The organism is Chloroflexota bacterium (assembly GCA_016875875.1).
Lineage (GTDB): Bacteria > Chloroflexota > Dehalococcoidia > GIF9 > UBA5629 > 9FT-COMBO-48-23.
Genome location: VGOP01000002.1, coordinates 69,919 through 89,108, shown reverse-complemented (window position 1 = coordinate 89,108; position 19,190 = coordinate 69,919). Strand labels below are relative to the sequence as shown.

Annotated in this window: 16 protein-coding genes; 15 read left to right on the top strand and 1 reads right to left on the bottom strand. The window is 46.6% G+C overall.

The window, feature by feature from the left end:
• Window positions 1-39: 39 nt before the first annotated feature.
• The 9 genes from FJ023_01850 to FJ023_01810 all read left to right on the top strand — a co-directional run bounded on the left by FJ023_01850 (window position 40) and on the right by FJ023_01810 (window position 12,686).
• Entirely contained in the window at window positions 40-1,281 is a 1,242-nt protein-coding gene (locus FJ023_01850; GenBank protein MBM4446081.1) for an NAD(P)/FAD-dependent oxidoreductase, read from the top strand.
• 51 nt (window positions 1,282-1,332) lie between these two features.
• On the top strand, window positions 1,333-2,679 hold the full coding sequence (locus FJ023_01845; GenBank protein MBM4446080.1) for a hypothetical protein: 1,347 nt from the start codon (window positions 1,333-1,335) through the stop codon (window positions 2,677-2,679).
• The gene (gene uppS / locus FJ023_01840; protein ID MBM4446079.1) at window positions 2,672-3,388 is read left to right on the top strand and encodes a di-trans,poly-cis-decaprenylcistransferase; all 717 of its coding nucleotides are present in this window, start codon (window positions 2,672-2,674) and stop codon (window positions 3,386-3,388) included. The genes FJ023_01845 and uppS overlap by 8 nt, the downstream gene beginning before the upstream one ends.
• Window positions 3,389-3,571: 183 nt before the next feature.
• Window positions 3,572-4,972: a transcription termination/antitermination protein NusA gene (nusA, locus tag FJ023_01835; protein ID MBM4446078.1), complete on the top strand. Its 1,401-nt coding sequence runs from the start codon at window positions 3,572-3,574 to the stop codon at window positions 4,970-4,972.
• Window positions 4,973-4,997: 25 nt separating this feature from the next.
• Window positions 4,998-5,270 carry a YlxR family protein gene (locus FJ023_01830; GenBank protein MBM4446077.1) on the top strand — a complete coding sequence of 91 codons (273 nt, stop codon included), beginning with the start codon at window positions 4,998-5,000 and terminating at the stop codon, window positions 5,268-5,270.
• Window positions 5,267-7,075, top strand: coding sequence for a translation initiation factor IF-2 (infB, locus tag FJ023_01825; protein MBM4446076.1), 1,809 nt, complete (start codon window positions 5,267-5,269; stop codon window positions 7,073-7,075). The genes FJ023_01830 and infB overlap by 4 nt, the downstream gene beginning before the upstream one ends.
• 77 nt (window positions 7,076-7,152) lie before the next feature.
• Window positions 7,153-7,521 (top strand): 30S ribosome-binding factor RbfA, encoded by a 369-nt coding sequence (rbfA, locus tag FJ023_01820; GenBank protein ID MBM4446075.1) that lies wholly within the window; start codon window positions 7,153-7,155, stop codon window positions 7,519-7,521.
• Entirely contained in the window at window positions 7,511-8,500 is a 990-nt protein-coding gene (gene truB / locus FJ023_01815; GenBank protein MBM4446074.1) for a tRNA pseudouridine(55) synthase TruB, read from the top strand. Before rbfA ends, truB begins: the two co-directional genes overlap by 11 nt.
• 49 nt (window positions 8,501-8,549) lie before the next feature.
• A complete protein-coding gene (locus FJ023_01810; GenBank protein MBM4446073.1) occupies window positions 8,550-12,686 on the top strand; it encodes a hypothetical protein in 4,137 nt (1,378 codons plus the stop codon).
• Window positions 12,687-13,019: 333 nt separating this feature from the next.
• Here FJ023_01810 and FJ023_01805 read toward each other — a convergent pair whose 3' ends face one another.
• The gene (locus FJ023_01805) at window positions 13,020-13,685 is read right to left on the bottom strand and encodes a histidinol phosphate phosphatase domain-containing protein (protein ID MBM4446072.1); all 666 of its coding nucleotides are present in this window, start codon (window positions 13,683-13,685) and stop codon (window positions 13,020-13,022) included.
• Window positions 13,686-13,749: 64 nt separating this feature from the next.
• Here FJ023_01805 and FJ023_01800 point away from each other — a divergent pair, with 64 nt between their 5' ends.
• From FJ023_01800 to FJ023_01775, 6 genes are all read left to right on the top strand, one after another.
• Entirely contained in the window at window positions 13,750-14,658 is a 909-nt protein-coding gene (locus FJ023_01800; GenBank protein MBM4446071.1) for a universal stress protein, read from the top strand.
• 51 nt (window positions 14,659-14,709) lie between these two features.
• Entirely contained in the window at window positions 14,710-15,837 is a 1,128-nt protein-coding gene (locus FJ023_01795) for an inositol-3-phosphate synthase (protein MBM4446070.1), read from the top strand.
• Between the two features lie 43 nt (window positions 15,838-15,880).
• Window positions 15,881-17,005: a glycosyltransferase family 4 protein gene (locus tag FJ023_01790; GenBank protein MBM4446069.1), complete on the top strand. Its 1,125-nt coding sequence runs from the start codon at window positions 15,881-15,883 to the stop codon at window positions 17,003-17,005.
• A gap of 9 nt (window positions 17,006-17,014) precedes the next feature.
• Window positions 17,015-17,617, top strand: coding sequence for a CDP-alcohol phosphatidyltransferase family protein (locus FJ023_01785; GenBank protein ID MBM4446068.1), 603 nt, complete (start codon window positions 17,015-17,017; stop codon window positions 17,615-17,617).
• Between the two features lie 22 nt (window positions 17,618-17,639).
• Window positions 17,640-17,828 (top strand): hypothetical protein, encoded by a 189-nt coding sequence (locus tag FJ023_01780; protein MBM4446067.1) that lies wholly within the window; start codon window positions 17,640-17,642, stop codon window positions 17,826-17,828.
• A gap of 73 nt (window positions 17,829-17,901) precedes the next feature.
• The gene (locus tag FJ023_01775) at window positions 17,902-19,185 is read left to right on the top strand and encodes an adenylosuccinate synthase (protein MBM4446066.1); all 1,284 of its coding nucleotides are present in this window, start codon (window positions 17,902-17,904) and stop codon (window positions 19,183-19,185) included.
• The last annotated feature ends 5 nt before the right edge of the window (window positions 19,186-19,190 follow it).

The window sequence follows — 19,190 nt, the reverse complement described above, 5'->3', positions numbered from 1 at the left end:
TCTGGCCGAATTACCTCAAAAGCTCGGACAAATTAGGAGATAAATTTGTATAACACTATCATAATCGGCGCAGGGCCGGTTGGTAGCTATCTAGCCGGGAAGTTAGCCCAGCTTGGCCACAAAGTGCTTGTCCTGGACAAGAAAATGGCTGCCGGGCAGAATATTTGCTGCACTGGCATTGTCGGCAAAGAATGTCTTGATTTGCTACCCGTTGACAAAAACCTCGTTATAAGGCAAGTTAGCTCAGCCAGATTACTGGCACCTTCAGGCAAACCGATTAGACTGTGGCGGAGTGACAAAGTGGCCTACGTCATTGACCGGCCAGCTCTTGACCAAGCGCTGGCAGACCGGGCTCAGGCATACGGAGTCTGTTATCTTTTTGGTACACAGGTGTCCGATATCGAGGTCGGGACCGAGCGCATACAAGTCTCAGCCAATTGCGGAGAGCAAAAGAAATTATTTGAAGCCGAGACAGCAGTCATCTCTACTGGATTCGGTTCGTCTCTGCCCAGTAGGCTTGGTTTAGGAGAGATAAATGACTTCGTCATCGGGTCCCAAGCCGAGGTAAACATGACTAACCCTGACGAGGTAGAAATTTACTTGGATCAGAGACTGGCTCCTGGCGGTTTTGCCTGGCTGGTGCCTACCAGAGATAATAGAGGCCTAGCTGGATTATTAACACACCAGCAGCCCGAACGGCATTTAAACAAGTTGCTATCAAGCCTTAAAACTCAAGGCAAAATAACCTCAACAGAAGTCAGCCCGGGGTACGGGGCCATCCCTCTCCGACCTTTACCCAAGACATATGGTGACCGAATACTGGTAGTTGGTGAGGCAGCCGGTCAGGTTAAACCGACTACCGGTGGTGGCATATATTACGGACTCATGTGTGCTGACATAGCCACTGATACTCTACATCAAGCACTCCAAGCCCATGACCTGTCTAAATCCAGACTGGCTTCCTATCAGAAGAGATGGCGAGCCAGACTAGGTAAAGAGCTCAAAGTTGGCTACTGGGCACATCGTTTTTACAAGAGACTTGATAATCGGCAGATTGAGTGCCTACATAGTTTTATAAGCAACAACGATATACCACAGTTTATAGCTGACCTGGATGATTTGTTTTTTGATTGGCACAGCGAGCTCATCTTAAAAACACTAAAGCACCTGGCTGTCGCTATTCCTGCCCAGGCAATCAAACCCCTTATAAAACATAAGGCGACCGCAAATTCACTGAATCGCCGTAGTCTGGCAAAGCCGAAAGGTTTAAAATTGGAGTAAAATAAGCTGAAAGGTCATATTTGGCTTTATAAGATAGCTGGGAGATAAAAAATGAAAGTAATCTTTCTTTGTGGGGGCATTGGCAAAAGGATGTTCCCCATCACTGAGGACAAATTCCTGTTAAATTTTTTGGGTAAAACGCTACTCCAGCATCAAATGGAAGCAGCCAAGCAGGCTGGCCTAAATCAGTTCTTAGTCATTGGTAATCCAGCAAATATGAGACAAATAGAGCAAACAGTCAGAATGGTCTCCGGTACCAAGATCGAGCTAGGTCTGCAAAAACAACCTCTCGGCATTGCTGATGCCATAAAAAGCGTAGCCTCTTTCTTGGACGGAGACTTCATAGTAGTGAATCCTAACGATATTTTTGCAGCCTCGGCATACACTAGGCTCCTTCAAGAAGCCAAAAAGAAATCTGCAGCCTCATACATGCTCGGTTACCAGACAAAGGGATATTTCCCAGGTGGTTATTTAGTTATAAACTCAAGAAATGAGCTCAAACATATTGTGGAAAAGCCGAAACCTGGCGAGGAGCCAAGCAATTTGGTAAACATTCTGGTCCACCTTCATTCCGATTCCAAAAGACTTTTGAAATACATGGAAAATGTTAAGACAACCAGGGACGATGTCTACGAATGTGCCCTGGATAATCTGGTCAAAGACGGGCACAAAATCAAGGTGATCCCCTACGCTGATTTCTGGGCACCAATAAAATACCCCTGGCACATCTTTGATGCAGTCAAACATCTCCTGGATATAAACCAGCCAATGACTTCGATCTCGGCTTCCATCTCAACAAAAGCTACAATCGAAGGCAAGGTTATCATAGGCGAAAATGTCAGGGTGTTAGAAAATGCAGTTATAAAAGGGCCAGTTTACATAGGCCCTAATTCCCTAATCGGCACAAATGCCCTGGTGCGAGACTATAGCCATATCGGAGCCGACTGTGTCATCGGTTATTCTACAGAGATCAAGGGTTCCTACATAGGTGATGGCTGCTGGGTTCATTCCAGCTATATTGGTGACTCCATAATAGGCAAAGGTTGCTCCTTCGGCGCCGGCACTGTCCTAGCCAATTTCCGCTTTGATGAGCAGAACATCTCAGTTACGGTTGGAAATGAAGCTATCAATACTGGACGAGATAAACTCGGAGCAATAATTGGCGACAACTGCAAAACAGGAATTAATGCCAGTGTTATGCCCGGCATCAAAATCGGGCCCAGCTCTACCGTCGGTTCTCACGTCTGTCTGACGAAAGACCTGGGGCCAGAGAAAATGATACTGTCCGAGCCACATTATAGAACTCAGCCCAACCCGGTTAAGCTTGATGAAGCAAAGAGAAAAGAATTGAAAGAAAAACTCGAAAGACTGGGCAATATTGAATCAGAAAATGATTAAACTGCCAGATTTAAAACATCTGCCTCAACACGTAGCCATTATCATGGATGGTAATGGACGGTGGGCAAAAAAACGCAGCTTGCCCAGATTAGCTGGACACAGACAGGGAGTTAACACAGCACAGAAGATAGTTGAAATCTTCATGGAATACAAGATCCCCTACCTCACTCTATATGCTTTCTCTACCGAGAATTGGAGCCGACCACGAGGTGAGATAGACGGGATATTTAAGATTCTGGAAGAAAGGCTAGAAGAAGGAATTAAGTTCGCCCAGGAAAATAGTATAAGAATACGCCACCTGGGTAAGCCCGATGGACTGCCACTAAGACTGCAGGAGAGAGTAAAACGAGCACTGGAGCTGACTCAGAGCAACAAACGGGTAACTGTGAATCTAGCTTTCAATTATGGGGGGAGAGATGAGATTGTTGAGGCGGCACGGAGTCTTATATTTGGCTGTATTTCGCCGCAAGATATCAATGAAAAGGTTTTCAGCCAACACCTCTATACTGCTGGCATACCCGACCCTGACCTAATCATCCGTACTGGAGGCGAAATGAGGCTGAGTAACTTTCTTATATGGCAGTCCGCCTACGCTGAGATCTATTTCACGCCAGCTTTATGGCCCGATTTTGATAAGAAAGAAATTGACAAAGCCCTTATTGCCTACAACCAACGCCAACGCCGTTTTGGTGGCTTACCATCAGATTAAAAATGCACCAAGTGCCAAACAAGCGAGGTATACAGACAAGAGATGAAAAACTATCAATAGCGGCTAGATTTGCATTTCATTTATAATTATGTTATACTAGAAACGGAATTTAAGAGTGCACTGAAAAAGTGGGGCTAGTTCCCACTTTTTTGTTAAGGAAATGGAAATGGGGAGTGGTATTCGATGAAGACCGAATTCATGGTTGCCCTTACCCAACTATCGGCTGAGAAGCATCTGCCTAAGGAAGTGGTGCTGGCTGCGATAGAGTCAGCACTCGCCTCCGCATACAGGAAGGATACTTTCGTCTCCGGTCAGGACATCTCAGCCAAGATTAACCCCAGCACTGGCGAAGTCAAGGTCTACGTCAGAAAGACAGTGGTTGAAAAGCCAACCGACCTACTACATGAGATAGCCATTGCCGAAGCTAAAAAGATCGAAAGAAATGCCCAGATTGGCGAAATAGTAAGCATAGAATCCACACCACCGAATGCCGGGCGTATCGCTGCTCAAACGGCAAGGCAAGTTATACTGCAGCGATTGCACGAGGCGGAACATCATGCAATTTTCGAGGAATTCACCGGAAAAGAGGGGGATATAGTTACTGCAATGGTGCAACGCATCACTCCGGAGCAAATTCATATTGATTTGGGTAAAGCTGAGGCAATACTTACTAGCAGCGAACAAGTGCACAATGAGCGCTATCGAATTGGGCAAAGGCTCAAATTATACGTCTTAGAGGTAACCAAGACCACCAGAGGACCTCAGATATTAGTGTCTCGCTCACATCGCAACCTGTTGCGAAGGCTTTTCGAACTTGAAATCCCAGAAATATATGGCGGCACCATAGAGATAAAGTCAATAGCTCGCGAGGCAGGCCATCGAAGCAAAGTGGCCGTAGCAGCACGCCAAGAAGGTATCGACCCTGTGGGTTGCTGTGTTGGGCTACGTGGCATCAGAATACAAAACATCGTGAATGAACTACATGGCGAAAAGATAGATGTTGTCGAATGGGCTGATGACCCAGCAGTGTTCATCGCCAATGCCCTCAGCCCCGCTCAAGCATCAAACGTTGAACTTAACGAATCGGAGAATACCGCTACAGTCGCTGTTCCTGATAAACAGTTATCGTTGGCCATCGGCAAGGAAGGGCAAAATGCCAGATTGGCGGCGAAACTAACAGGCTGGCGAATCGATATCAAGAGCAGCTCAGCGATCGAGGCAGAAAAGGCCAGTTTGGGCAAAGAAGCGGTCACTGAAGAGGAACTTCCTGGTCCAATACCCGTCAGCAAAGCAGAGGTAATCACTGAACAGGAGCCAGCCGGTGATGAGGAAAGCGTAGAAGTAGCCACAGCTCCAGCCGACTTCGAGCTTGTTTTGGCTGCCGAGATTACCTCACCAGCCAAATCTGCAGAGGCTCGACAAATTAGGTTCGCTGAAGATATCTTGCAAACGAAGCTAACTAAAACAAAGAGAAAAAAGAGCGGCAAGAAAGAGACGGACTTGGTGGAAGGCAAAAGCAAACCCAAGAAAGCACGCCAAAAATGGGTTGCCTCTTCTGAAGAAGACGAAATTGAAGAGCAATGATAATAAGGTTCCTCGGCAAAAGCACATGCCTGAGCGTAGCTGCGTAGCTTGCCGAGAAAAAAGGGGTAAAAAGGAATTAATACGACTCATCTGTAGCGGTGGCAGTGTAAAGATAGATAATAAGGGTAAAGAGGTAGGCCGAGGGGCTTATTTATGCCCAATACGCGAGTGCTGGGAGATAGGACTGAAAAGTAATCGCTTAGAGTATGCTTTGCGGGCTAAGCTCACTTTGGAAAATCGCCAAGTGCTGGTAGAATATGGCAAGAGCCTACCCAAAAAGGGGGAGAGCCTGATTTGACTAGCAAGAAACAAGAATCGATCGTCGACCAAGAACAGAATAGCCAGGAAGTTAAGACTGGTTCACAGGTACGGACTCATGTTAGCCTTCCCACAGCTCTCAGCGTGAAGCAATTGGCTGACCTTCTACACGTTAGTGCAGTCGACATTATCAAGCAGCTCATGCGAGACGGTGTTATGGCCAATATTAACCAGGCTATAGATTTTGATACCGCGGCAGTTGTAGCTGCTCATTTCGGCTATGAAGCTAAAAAACAGCCGGTTTCGACCCAAATAAAACGGCCTGTGCCAACAGGTGGTGGCAAACTTTCCCCACGCCCACCAGTGATCACCATTATGGGACATGTTGACCATGGTAAGACAAGCCTACTCGATGCCATCCGCCAAAGCAATGTAATCGCCACCGAAGCCGGTGCTATTACCCAACACATAGGAGCTTACCAAGTCGAGGTGGACTCACGAAAAATTACTTTTCTGGACACGCCAGGGCATGAAGCTTTCACTGCCATGAGAGCCAGAGGGACTCAAGTTACTGACATAGCTGTCCTAATAGTAGCTGCTGATGACGGAGTGATGCCCCAAACCATAGAAGCTATAAACCATGCCCGAGCCGCTGATGTGCCTATAGTAGTCGCCATCAACAAAATTGACAAACCAAACGCCAATCCAGATAAAGTGAAACAACAACTGGCAGATTTAGGCTTGCATATTGAGGAGTGGGGAGGCGACATTGTATGCGTGCCAATATCAGCCAAGAAAAAACAAGGTATAGACGAGCTTCTGGAAAATCTTCTTCTGGTCGCTGATATACTGGAGCTTAAAGCTGAGCACGATTGTCCAGCAGAGGGTATAGTAATTGAAGCTAGACTTGACAAAACCAGGGGGCCAGTAGCTACCCTTCTGGTCCAAAAGGGCATACTCAAGCCCGGCGATATCCTTGCTATTAGCAATATATGGGGCAGAATCAAGGCTATGTTTAATGAGCTGGGTAAACACCTTAAAAAAGCTGAACCAGCCATGCCTGTAGAAGTTCTTGGGCTAAACGCAGTCCCACATGCTGGAGACTCTTTCAAAGTTGTGAGCACCGAGCGTGAAGCAAGGATACTCTTGGAAAAACAAAAGGACACACAGCAAAAAGTCACAACTCGCGCCAGGACTTTGAGCCTGAGTGACCTTTCAACCCAAATCAGCGCCGGACAGATAAAGGAGCTCAACATAATTCTTAAAACAGATGTCCAAGGCAGCATCGAACCTATAAGGGATTCTCTAGAGCAACTGGGTGATGAGAAAGTTAAAGTTAGAGTCATCCACTCGGGCAGCGGAAGCATTACAGAAAGCGATGTACTACTGGCATTAGCCTCTAAAGGAATAATCATCGGCTTTAACAGCCGACCAGAACCAGGGGCACAGCGATTGGCCGAAGCAGAAAGAATAAGCATTCGGCATTACAATATAATCTACGAAGTGGTAAAGGATGTGGACAAGGCCCTAAAAGGTATGCTCGAGCCAACCTATGCTGAGGTTATCGAAGGGCAGGCAGAAGTACTGGCTGTCTTTGGCACAGGAAAAAAGGGCAAGGCAGGTGGGGTTTCAGTCAAAGAAGGTAAGTTAAAACGAGATGCTTTAGCTAGGGTCATACGTCGAGGCGAGTCAATACACGAATCCCGCATCAGCAGCCTAAGGCGGTTCAAGGAAGATGTTAAAGATGTGGCCACTGGCTTTGAATGTGGCATTAAAATAGAGGGCTTCTCAGATTTCCAAGTTGGCGATATTATCCAATCCTACCGGCAGGAAGCAGTACGCTAAACCATCCTGATTTCGGTTTTTCCAGGCTAGATTCTTTCCTATATACAAAATCACAGTTTTAATTCTAAGGAACAGATATGACACGACGCACTGAGCGGGTAAGCAGCATAATTCAGCAGGAAATCAGCGATTTACTCCGAGATCAAGTCAATGACCCTAGGCTTGCCAGCCTTATTTCAATAACCAAAGTTTCGACATCCCCTGACTTGAGACATGCCAAAGTGTTTATTAGCACTATGGGAGATAAGGTGAACAAAAACGAAATATTGCAGGGCTTCGCTGCTGCTTCAGGTTTTTTTCGCAGGCAATTGGCCAACCGTTTAAACTTAAAGCACATGCCTGAGCTTAGCTTTCATCTTGATGACTCTATTGAGCGGGGAGCCGAAGTTATAAGACTAATCGAGCAGGTTGCTTCAAGAGATACCGAAAACGAAGATGAGCATTGACGGGATTCTCAACGTCAACAAACCAGAAGGCAAGACCTCTTCCAATGTGGTAGTTTGGCTTAGACGCCTTACTGGAGAGAAATATGTCGGACATGGTGGTACACTGGATCCAATAGCTACAGGTGTGCTACCAGTTTGTTTTGGTCAGGCGACCCGAGTTACCCGATTTCTAACTGATAGCAGCAAGACATACCTCGCCCATATTGAACTAGGCATAACTACGGATACCTTTGACAGGCAAGGTAAAATAATCGAGCGCAGAGACCCCGGTGCCATCACCGTGACCCAGATAGAGGAAGCCCTTACCAATTTTCAAGGCGTAATTGAGCAAGTACCTCCAGCATACAGCGCTTTGAAACACCAGGGAAGACGATACTATGAACTCGCGCGTGCTGGCATACCAATAGAACTGAAACCAAGACAAATCAAAATTATCGACATAGAGCTTATTAACTACAAGCCACCGCTAATAACAATCAATGTGGAATGCAGCAAGGGCACCTACATACGCTCCTTAGCTCATGACATGGGACAATACCTGGGCTGTGGCGCTCATATAAAAAACCTTACCCGCTTACGATGTGGGCCATTTCCCGTTGAAGACGCATTATCTCTGCCCCAAATTGAAGATGCCTTTCAGAAGGGCTCTTGGAAAGAGTCTCTTTATCCCATGGACAGCCCGCTTTCAAACTGGGAGGCAATCATTGTCGACAAAAGAAATGAGCTCGCTATTAGAAACGGCCGTTCATTGTCTTTAGATGAAGCCTTCCTGTCTTCAGAGAAACACTGCCGTGCCTACAACCTTGATGGATATTTAATAGCTGTGCTGCATTTTATCCCTGAAAAAAAGCTATGGCATCCAGAAAAGGTTTTTCGCCTTCCACAAGTCAGCTGCTCAGAGCAAAAAGGGGCATGCCAGATTTATCGGTTTTCAGAGCAAGAAATCTGCTATAATAACAAAAATAAAACGGATAGTTAAGAACTAGCCGGGGCTTCCTCAAACTGACCTGCGCAACCACACTGGACAAATGGGGTATGTTCTTGGATTAGACGTCGGCTCCGTCAATGTTAAGCTGGCATTGACAGATGCTCATGGCAGCATCATAAAACTTGATACCGAAAAGATAATCTCGAGCCCCAAGGTCGCAGTTAACTCGCTCATCACCCGTTTAAGTGAGAAAGTAAATCTTGGCCAGATTGTCAGTGCTGGTATATCCGGCTCTGGCAAAACCGTAATCCCAGAAGAATTCAATTGGTCGGAGTACAGCAGTTCGCTATCGATTGCCTCAGGACTCCTTCACTGCCATCCTGACGCCAAAACCATCATACAAATTGGTGGCCAGAGTTCCATTGTCATACAGCTGGAGGATGGGCTGGGAAAGCCATGGAAGGTAGCATCAAATCCTCTTTGTGCCGCAGGCACTGGAAGGTTCCTTGAACAGCAGGCATACAGGCTCGGCATCAGTATGGACGAATTTGCTAGCCTAGCACTTAAATGCGAGAGTAGTCCACCCAGAATAGCTGCCCGGTGCAGCGTCTTTGCTAAAACCGACCTGATCCATCTACAGCAAAAGGGTGTCCCAATTGAAGCAATGCTCTATGCACTCTGCGAAAGCGTTGCTCGGATGGTCGCCTCTCTCAAGAAAGGGGCTTTTAAGGAACCAGCTTACTTCGTTGGTGGTGTTTCGGCTAATAATGCAATAGTAAAGTCTCTTATTGATGTACTGTCTGAAAGGAATGGGTATCCTGTGGAAGTGACCGTCCCAAAAAACTACCTTCACATTGAGGCTCTGGGAGCAGCTTTACTTTCGATAGGAAAGAGTTCGCTTGTAACCGAGTTACCAGAAATTGATGCCCAGCAGCACTATTTCAAAATACCCAAGCTAGAACTTGCCGCATTCCAGGACAGCAGATTAATTCAGCAAATAGAGCGCCCATGCACTGGTCATCTAGGGGTTGATGTTGGTTCTACAAGCACCAAGGCGGTGATTCTAGACGAGTCTAGCAAAACTGTACTGACGAAACATTACCTCATGACTGCTGGAAGACCTGTTGACGCAGTCAAAAGGGTCTTTAAAAGCCTGCTTCGGAACGGAGCGGACAGGGTCAAAATAGCTGGTGTCGGCATTACCGGCTCCGGCAGATACCTTATCGGCAGCCTCATCGGGGCAGATTTGATAAAGAACGAAATCACCACACAAGCCAGAGCCGCCTCAGAAATAGAGCCAGAAGCGGATATTATTGAGATCGGTGGCCAAGATTCAAAGCTTGTCATAAAAAGGAATGGCGTCGTCGTCGACTATCAAATGAACAAGGCATGTGCCGCCGGAACTGGAAGCTTTATTGATGAGTTGGCTGAAATGCTCGGCGTTTCGGTAAGCAACGGTGATTTCTCCAATCTAGCCTTCATGGCACCACACACTATTGACCTAGGTACAAGATGCGCTGCCTTCATGGGGCAAGCAGTAGCTTCAGTCCAACAGGAAGGTGTGCCACTCGAAGTAATCACAGCTAGCCTTGCCAACTCCATAGCCAAAAATTACCTATCCAAAGTAGTCGGCAACAAAAAACTGGGAAATAAAATTATCCTCACCGGAGCTGTATTCTACAACCAAGCTGTTGTCTCTGCATTTCATGAGCAGCTTAAAGACAAAAACCTGATTGTAGCGGAACATAAGGAAATCAGTGGTGCCATAGGTGCTGCGCTACTGGCAAAAGAACATACGTCTGGACAAGAATCAAAATTCAAAGGATTCCAGAATGTCATAGATAGCGAGTGCACTCTTTCTACATTCACCTGTAAAGGATGTGAAAATAATTGCACCATCACCCGCATGCAGGTGCCTAATGAGAAACCCACTTTCTATGGCAGCAGGTGCGACCGTTACGACAGCACCATCAGCCAAGGAAAAATTAAAACCTTCTTTGATGAGCGCGAAAAGTTGCTCTTCCGAGAATATCGGGGGGATTCCGGTTCTGGTCCATCAGTGGGAATACCTAGGGCACTATTGATATATGACTATGCACCGCTGCTCATCGCTTTTCTAAACACACTTAATGTAAAGGTCACCATTTCCAGTAAGACCACCAAGGAAATAATGGAGAGGGCGGTTGAGCTAAGTTACACCGACAGTTGTTTCCCTCTCAAGCTTCTCCACGGTCATTTGGCCAGCTTTACAGACGTCGATTATATCCTCTATCCATGTACTACCCGACTAGGCAAGAAAGAAGGAGACGAAAACCAGAAATATGCTTGTCCTCTTATTCAAGCGTCCCCATTTATAACACGTGAAGCTCTGGACCTCGGAGAACGACTTTTGATACCTATACTAGACTTCAGTCGCGGTTATGCTGACGCAATAAGCAATCTCGCAGACGTTGCCGTGAAATTGGGATTTAGCAAAAGCGAAGGCAAGAAGGCAGCCCTTGCCAGCATTAAAGCACAGCAGCGATTTGAGGCGGATAAAGCAGCTCTTGGCAGGAAGCTCTTAAAAAAACTACATAAAAGCGACCAGCTAGGCGTGGTTCTTTTTGCTAGGTCCTATATGTCGCAGGATTCGGGGGCCAACCTCGGTATAGCCGAAAAGCTTGCGCAGCTTGATGTAGTGCCTATACCGCTCGACTTCCTGCCTCTTGATTCAGTAAATCCTAAGGAATACTCAGACCGCCCGTACTGGTCCTGTGAAGGCAAACACATAGCTGGTGCTGCTATAGTAGCATCAGATGCGCAGCTATATGGGCTAGTACTGACAAACTTCGGCTGTGGTCCAAACTCATTCATACTCAGAATTGTTGAAGATATAATGAGAACTAAGCCTCTGGGGCAGCTAGAAATTGACGAGCACGCGGCTGAGGCCGGCATAGTTACCCGCCTCGAAGCTTTTGTGGATACCGTGAATGGATTCGCCCGCTCTGCTAAACAACCTGAAACCCGGCACAAAGATATTTACAGAGGAACATCTACACTCATTAGCCCACAGAAGACATTTATCATTCCGAGAATGTCACCTCATGTCGAGGTTATAGGCGCTGCAATGGAGGCCTGTGGGGCCACGGCAATCGTGCTCCCCGAGCCAGACGAACAAAACCTCCTCTTTAGCAACCAGCTAACATCAGGCACAGAATGTTTGCCATATCGTATAACTTTAGGCGACTTCATAAGATTCTGTCACAAGAATAATGCCAACCTAAAAAACTTTGAGGGGTTTACTGCTGGAGCATACGGCCCATGCCGCTTTGGCAAATACGCAATAGAACAGATGAAGCTATTGAAGGATATCGGTTTCGACCTTCCAATTCACACCACGGTGTCAAACAATGCCTATAGAGATATTAACCTCAGCCCTGATTTTGAGCGGCTAGCATGGAAAGGAATCGTCGCTGTAGACTGCCTGGAAAGACTCCTCTGGCGTACTCGCCCCTATGAAAGATATGCCGGATTAGCAGATAGGCTTTTCGAGGAGTACGCAAGCCAGATTAAAAACCTTGTTTGTAAGAAAGAAACCCCTGATGATATTCTGCAACAGGCGACCGCTGAATTCAGGTCTATCATCGACTCCGGCCAGCCCAGAAAACCACTGGTCGGCATCAACGGCGAGATATACTTGCGGTCCAACAGATTCAGCAACAATAACCTCGTGAAGATATGCGAAGATGCAGGCCTTGAAGTCATAGTTTCCCCAATGAGTGAATGGCTCAAATACACCTACTACAGGCATCTCGAGGATGCCATACTGGATCGGAAACTCAAGAAAATCATAACCAGCTACATAAAAAAGCGAATTCAGGAGCACGATGAACACTTCATAGCCGCCAATTGCGGTAACCTTTTGGATTCAAAAGAGCCTCCTACTTCTAAAATACTAGGGCTAACAAGTCAGTATTTTTCCACTAAATGCGGCAGCGAGGCAGTTCTGAGTATAGGCAGCGGAATCGACTGGGCAAAGGATCCCAAATTTTCCGGGGTCATATCTGTAATGCCTCACGGCTGCATGCCTGGGGGAATCGTGGCTGCAATGGCAGAAAAGTTCAGCACTGTATATCAGAAGCCCTGGATCAGCCTCACATATGACGGCTTCCCCGAAACCAATAATTTGGCAAGGATCAACGGTTTTGCTGAAATCGTAAAATTCTGCAGCAAAGAGGCCCAAAAGGCACTTAGATAGACTAGCCTCTTCCAGAACGAGCTAACGATAAGCCGCATTGCCCACTAACTCACGTATTTGAGCTGAAGGCCATTTTTATGCAGTTTGAGGATTTTACCACAAGGGTCTTGACAGTCTGTATTATAATAGATATGATTCAGCTTTGATGAAAGGAGGTGAAAGACATGGCACAGGCGTATTGTTTCAAATGCCGGAAGAAAGTGGAGATGAAGAACCCGCAGAGCGTTACCTTGAAGAACAAGAGACCAGCAACACGTGGAAATTGTCCATCCTGTGGAACCAAGGTTTTCCGAATTGGCAAGGGCTAATACATCTATATCTTTAGCCAGAGCTTCAAGACGACTTGTTAACTTTCTCAATTAAAAGCAGGGGGTTGCGGTCAATAATTTGTGGGCGTTGCCGCGGGTTTATGTTTGCCTGATGAAGGATAGACTCCACTGAGGTCGGCGTCAGTAAGTCATTTTCATCGTGAGCATCAGAGCTAACTATAAGTCTTGCTTTTGCTTTTTGGCTTACTGAAGCAACATGAGCATTGGCTGTAGAATGTCCTCTTCGAGCTGTGAGTTCAATAAAGATATTATTTCGGGATGCAATAGAGGCTTCTTCAGGTGTTATCAGGCCTGGGTGGGCCAAGATATCAACGTAGGGAGATTGGACAGCGGCAAGGTTAGTGCCTTTCTCTACTGGTTCTACAGGTGTTTCGCCGTGCACCACTACTAGCCAAGCCCCTATTTCTTTGGCTCTCTTAGCCACCTCAGAGATAGCCTGAGGCGGAATATGAGTAAGTTCTACACCGGGAATGGCTAGGATGTCCCAATAAGCTCTGGCTAGAGCGCAATCATCACTTATTTCCTTGATTACCCTGCTAAGTGAGCCAAGGGCTACATGGTCGGTAATAGCAACAGCTGAATAGCCTTTGACAAGAGCACGACGGATTAGTTCGATCGGTGATAAAATACCATCGCTATAAAAAGTGTGGGTGTGAAAGTCATAAAGCACCTTTCAAAAATACCACAAAGGCTTTGTCTTAAGCAAGAGCATACGCTATAATCAACTAAAGAAGATGGCGAATAGGATGTTTAAACTGCAGGAGATCTTAGTTCCTTTAGACGGTTCTGGGGAGGCTGAAAGTGTACTTCCTTACCTTAGAGACCTAGCGCCAAGATTTGGTTCCAACGTGCACATTTTAGGTGTGGGCATCGGCAGAAGGACACGCCGTGTAAACCGCCTCCTTGAAGATTACATAAACAGAATCGCAAGTGGTCTACACAGCGACAATATCAAAGCTGAACCGGTGATCCATTATGGTATTGCAGCGGACAAAATCCTTGATTTTGCCGTAGAAAATGGAATTGATTTGATCATCATGGCCACACATGGGCGAAGCGGTGTCACGCGTTGGTGGATGGGAAGCGTAGCTGAAAAGGTGATAAGTGAAGCTACAGCCCCGGTTCTGCTTGTTCGAAGCAAACGACCCAGTAAAACCGCGACTGCTGGAAAGCTACACTTTCTTCACAGAATACTTGCACCTTTAGATGGCTCAGACATTGGTGAAGCAGCCCTACCTTACGCCGAAACACTAGCTACAAATTCGGGAGATCCGATCAGCTTGCTCCAGGTTGTCTCACCACCCGGAACAGTAGAGGCCAGTTTACTCGGTGGTCCGGACTGGAGAAAGTTTGTCAAAGCCATGTGTGATGCTGGCGAAGATTATCTGAAGAACATCGCTGAAAGACTAAACGGCAAGGGCATTATATCCACATACGAAGTGGTCACTGGTGACTCCGCTGACAAAATAGTAGAATATGCCGATGATAAAAGGGTTAGCTTGATAGCCATGTCAACCCATGGTCGAACGGGTCTTGCTAGGTGGGTATTAGGTAGCATAGCCGACAAGGTGTTACACGGTGCCAGAATGCCCATATTATTAGTTAGGTCACCCAAGATGATTATCCCCAAACCAAGGGGATAGAATAGAGTGTCATCGCCAGTGGTACATTAGAAATACAGAGAGGAAACAGTTATGGGAAAAATAAATGTTGCTATAATAGGTGTCGGCAATTGTGCCTCTTCGCTTGTTCAGGGCGTCCATTACTATAGAAAAACCAAAGAAGGTGAATTTGTGCCCGGGCTAATGCATATTAATCTTGGCGGCTACCATATAGGCAATATCAACTTCGTAGCTGCCTTTGACATAGATAAAAATAAAGTCGGTAAGGATCTAGCCGAAGCCATTTTCACTCGACCTAATAATACTTTTAAGTTTTGCGATGTACCTAACACAGGGGTCAAGGTAACTCGAGGCATGACCCATGATGGGTTAGGGAAATATTTGTCGCAAATAATCACAAAGTCATCAGGGTCTACAGCTAATATTGTTAGCATTCTTAAAGAAACAAAAACAGACGTGGTGGTAAATTTTCTGCCAGTGGGAAGTGAGGAGGCAACCAAGTGGTACATAGAGCAAGTACTGGCTGCTGGCTGTGGCTTTATTAACTGCATACCAGTCTTCATTGCTCGTGAACCGTACTGGTATAAACGCTTCGCCGAGGCAGGATTATCAATTATCGGTGACGACATCAAATCTCAGGTCGGAGCTACAATTACCCATCGCGTATTAACAAGGCTATTTCGTGACCGTGGAGTCAAGCTGGAAAGAACTTATCAGCTTAACTTTGGCGGCAATACTGATTTCTATAACATGCTGGAACGTGAGCGCCTGGAGTCAAAGAAAATTTCCAAAACTAATGCCGTCACCTCCCAGCTAGATTATGAGATTGAGCCCGAAAACATCTATGTCGGCCCCAGCGACTACGTGCCATGGCTAGCCGACCGTAAGTTCTGTTACATTAAAATGGAAGGTTGCACCTTTGGTGACGTCCCCCTCAATTTAGAGCTTAAGATGGAGGTATGGGATAGTCCAAACTCCGCTGGGGTAGTTATTGATGCCATAAGGTGTTGCAAATTAGCCATGGAGAGGGGTCTAGTTGGAACTATAGTAGCTCCTAGTGCCTACTTCATGAAGTCACCACCCATCCAATATTCTGACGATGAAGCCCGAAGACGAGTTGAGAACTTCATCGCTGGCAAGGAGCAACAAACACCAATTTGCCTCCCTGAGATAGTCAACGAGAAGGCAAAGGAAAGTTAGGCAACGCAACTCTCAGATTTGCCAAAATAGGGCAGCAACAGCAGTGAAAATTGGCTTAGTTTCCCCCTACGACTATTCCTTCCCAAGTGGAGTTGTCAACCACATCGCTTATCTGGCCCATAACTTCATCCAATATGGGCATAAGGTCAAAATAATAGCCCCTTTTCCGAAAGGAGGAACCCGCTACTTCGAAGAAGAGGTTACCCCTATAGGCAAGCCCTTACCTGTCCCATTTGCTGGTGCTATCGCCAGAGTCCCTGTATCCCCCTGGCTACCTGCGCAAATGGGTGAAATCTTGGCCAACGAGGACTTTGATATTCTTCACCTCCACGAACCTTTCACACCTATGCTCTGTTTAAGCGCCCTCCTTAAGTCGAAATCCATAAATGTTGGCACTTTCCACGCCTGCCATACTAAGCCACGAGTCTACTGGCTAGGCAGACCTATTTTTAGGAGGTGGCTACCAAGGTTGCATGGCAAAATCGCCGTTTCTAAACCGGCGCTAGAATATGTGAGTCGGCATCTGCCAGGTGACTACCATATCATCCCAAATGGTATCGATGCCGAACACTTTTGTCTTAACGGCCCTGGGCGGAAAGAACTCGTTGATGGCAAGATAAACATCCTCTTCGTCGGTCGGCTTGAAAGGCGAAAGGGCCTAGGCTATTTACTCGATGCATGCGCCAAGGTAAAGCGCAGTTTTCCCAACTTACGGCTAATTGTAGTTGGCCCAGGCATTATGTTACGCCTTAGATATGAAAAACTGGTCGAGGACATGGACCTAACTGACAATGTGGTTTTTACTGGTTTTGTTCCCAGCGATGAACTACCTTCATACTATCACAGTGCTGATGTTTTCTGTGCCCCGGCTACCGGTGGTGAAAGCTTCGGCATAGTCTTGCTAGAAGCTATGGCATGCGGAAAACCAGTAGTTGCCACTAACATTCAAGGCTATGCTAGCGTCTTGGCTCACGGTGAGGAAGGATTGCTTGTGCCACCCCGAGATGAGGAATCTTTGGCTCACGCCCTGCTATCCCTCGTGAATGACAAAGCCTTGCGTCTCAAGATGGGTGCCAAGGGGAGGATTAAAGCCGAAAAATATAGCTGGCCAAACATCGCACGACAAGTTATAGATTACTATAACAGCTTGCATGATAGCTGTGCGTAAAAACATTATATGATAAGCTTAGCTGAATTCAGAAAAATAGCTGCTCGACGCATTGCTGAGCCGCTAAAAACAATCCTAATCAAAAGCCGACTAAAACCTAACACATTGACCTGGTTTGCCCTGGCAATAAGCATAATCGCGGCTGGTGCTATTGCCACCAATCACCTTCTCATCGGCGGATTTCTAGTCCTTATCTCCGGATTATTCGACATTCTGGATGGAGCACTGGCCCGCTTAACTAACCAAACCACTCGCTTCGGCGCTCTGTTAGACTCCACTTTCGATCGGATTTCCGACGCCATAGTGCTTTTCGGTCTTTTGGCTTTATATTTAAGAATTGGAGGCACTAGTGAAATAGTGCTTATTTTCCTAGCCTTGATCAGCGCATTGCTCACCAGCTACATACGAGCTAGAGCCGAAGGCCTCGGGATAAACTGCTCCGTCGGTTTGTTTACCAGGGCTGAGAGAGTTATAATATTGGCGCTTGGGTTACTTTTAAACCAATTGTTTGAATTCAGCATTCTTATTACTTTATTGCTTTTGGTAGTGCTTGGCTTTGTTACTGTAGGGCAACGGTTGGTATATGTATGGCAACAAACAAAAAGTCAATAAAACAAGCCGGGGGTGAAAAGGTATGAGCGACAAAGTATTTGAATGGGGCCTAACGACTCTTAGCATTCTTGCGCTACTATGGATGGTGTTGGGAAGTATCCTTGGGATACTAAGCATTGCCTGGGTAATAATTATAGGCTTAGTTATCTGGATTGTGGGCGGCGGGGCATTGCTCTACTTCTGGGACAAAAACTATATGTCGCAAGTTTAGGCTTCAAGGCTTCATTAGCCCATAGAGTTACCTTACCCGACTTTCACACTAAGCTAGCATAAAGATAAAGATAATGTCAGTTGTAGCGATTATCGGTGCCCAATGGGGAGACGAGGGCAAAGGGAAAATAGTCGACCTCCTGGCTGAGAAAGCAAAGGCGGTAGTTCGCTTCTCGGGAGGCGATAATGCTGGACATACTGTAATTAATCCTTACGGTGAGTTCAGGCTTCACCTTGTCCCCTCAGGTATCTTCCACTCTGAAACAGTCTGTATAATCGGTAACGGTGTAGCAATTAACCCAGTAGTACTCCTGAAAGAGATTGATAACCTCCAGAAACACGGCGTTGATACCAGCCATTTCTTCATCAGTGACCGAGCACATTTGATAATGCCTTATCACACCCTCATGGACGGACTGGAAGAGGAGCGCCGAGGCAAGGGAGCTATAGGCACCACACGCAAAGGAATAGGTCCTGTTTTCGCTGACAAGATAGCTCGCCTAGGAATCCGCACCTGCGACCTACTGGATAAGAAAAATTTTCGGTCTCGACTTAGCTCAATCCTCGAACTCAAGAATACCATACTCACCAAAATATACAACGCCCCACCGTTATCTCTGGAAGAGATTTACGAACAATACTGCTCCTATGGAGAGCGGCTAACCCCGTTCATTCGAGATGCTGGCCCCATAATCCAGGACATGGTGTCCCGGAAACAACCGATTATATTAGAAGGGGCTCAGGGAACGATGCTAGACCCCGATTTCGGCACCTATCCTTACGTAACCTCATCTTCACCTATGGCTGCGGGCAGTTCCACAGGTTCTGGAATAAGCATCAAGCAAATTGACCAAATCCTCGGTGTTTTCAAAGCTTACACCACACGAGTGGGTGGTGGGCCTATGCCGACAGAACTTAAGGACAAAACGGGTGAATTCATCAGAGAACGAGCTCACGAATACGGTGCTACTACGGGCAGGCCACGCCGCTGCGGCTGGTTCGATGCTGTGGCTGGACGCTTCAGCGCCCAAGCCAATGGTTTCACCGGTATAGCTCTAACCCGCCTCGATGTCTTAGACGCATTCGACTCATTAAAGATATGCACAGGCTACAAATTAAATGGTGACATCATAAAAGACTTTCCGAGCTATATTGCTATATTGGATAAATGTCGGCCAGTCTATGAGGAACTACCAGGTTGGCAAGTACCGATAAGCGACATCCGCCACCATAAACAACTGCCTTCCCAAGCCCGCCGTTACATAGCCAGGCTTGAGGAACTTCTCTCCTGCCCTGTTAGTATCATCTCTGTCGGCGCCAGCCGAGACCAGGCAATAATGGTCAAGCAGATTGTGTAAGGCTT

Excerpts from the sequence above, each read along its gene's own strand:
- uppS (MBM4446079.1), top strand. The coding sequence starts at position 2,672 with ATGATTAAACTGCCAGATTTAAAACATCTGCCTCAACACGTAGCCATT.
- nusA (MBM4446078.1), top strand. The coding sequence starts at position 3,572 with ATGAAGACCGAATTCATGGTTGCCCTTACCCAACTATCGGCTGAGAAG.
- FJ023_01775 (MBM4446066.1), top strand. The coding sequence starts at position 17,902 with ATGTCAGTTGTAGCGATTATCGGTGCCCAATGGGGAGACGAGGGCAAA.
- FJ023_01785 (MBM4446068.1), top strand. The coding sequence starts at position 17,015 with ATGATAAGCTTAGCTGAATTCAGAAAAATAGCTGCTCGACGCATTGCT.
- FJ023_01780 (MBM4446067.1), top strand. The coding sequence starts at position 17,640 with ATGAGCGACAAAGTATTTGAATGGGGCCTAACGACTCTTAGCATTCTT.
- FJ023_01800 (MBM4446071.1), top strand. The coding sequence starts at position 13,750 with ATGGCGAATAGGATGTTTAAACTGCAGGAGATCTTAGTTCCTTTAGAC.
- truB (MBM4446074.1), top strand. The coding sequence starts at position 7,511 with ATGAGCATTGACGGGATTCTCAACGTCAACAAACCAGAAGGCAAGACC.
- FJ023_01830 (MBM4446077.1), top strand. The coding sequence starts at position 4,998 with ATGCCTGAGCGTAGCTGCGTAGCTTGCCGAGAAAAAAGGGGTAAAAAG.
- FJ023_01795 (MBM4446070.1), top strand. The coding sequence starts at position 14,710 with ATGGGAAAAATAAATGTTGCTATAATAGGTGTCGGCAATTGTGCCTCT.
- FJ023_01810 (MBM4446073.1), top strand. The coding sequence starts at position 8,550 with ATGGGGTATGTTCTTGGATTAGACGTCGGCTCCGTCAATGTTAAGCTG.
- rbfA (MBM4446075.1), top strand. The coding sequence starts at position 7,153 with ATGACACGACGCACTGAGCGGGTAAGCAGCATAATTCAGCAGGAAATC.
- FJ023_01845 (MBM4446080.1), top strand. The coding sequence starts at position 1,333 with ATGAAAGTAATCTTTCTTTGTGGGGGCATTGGCAAAAGGATGTTCCCC.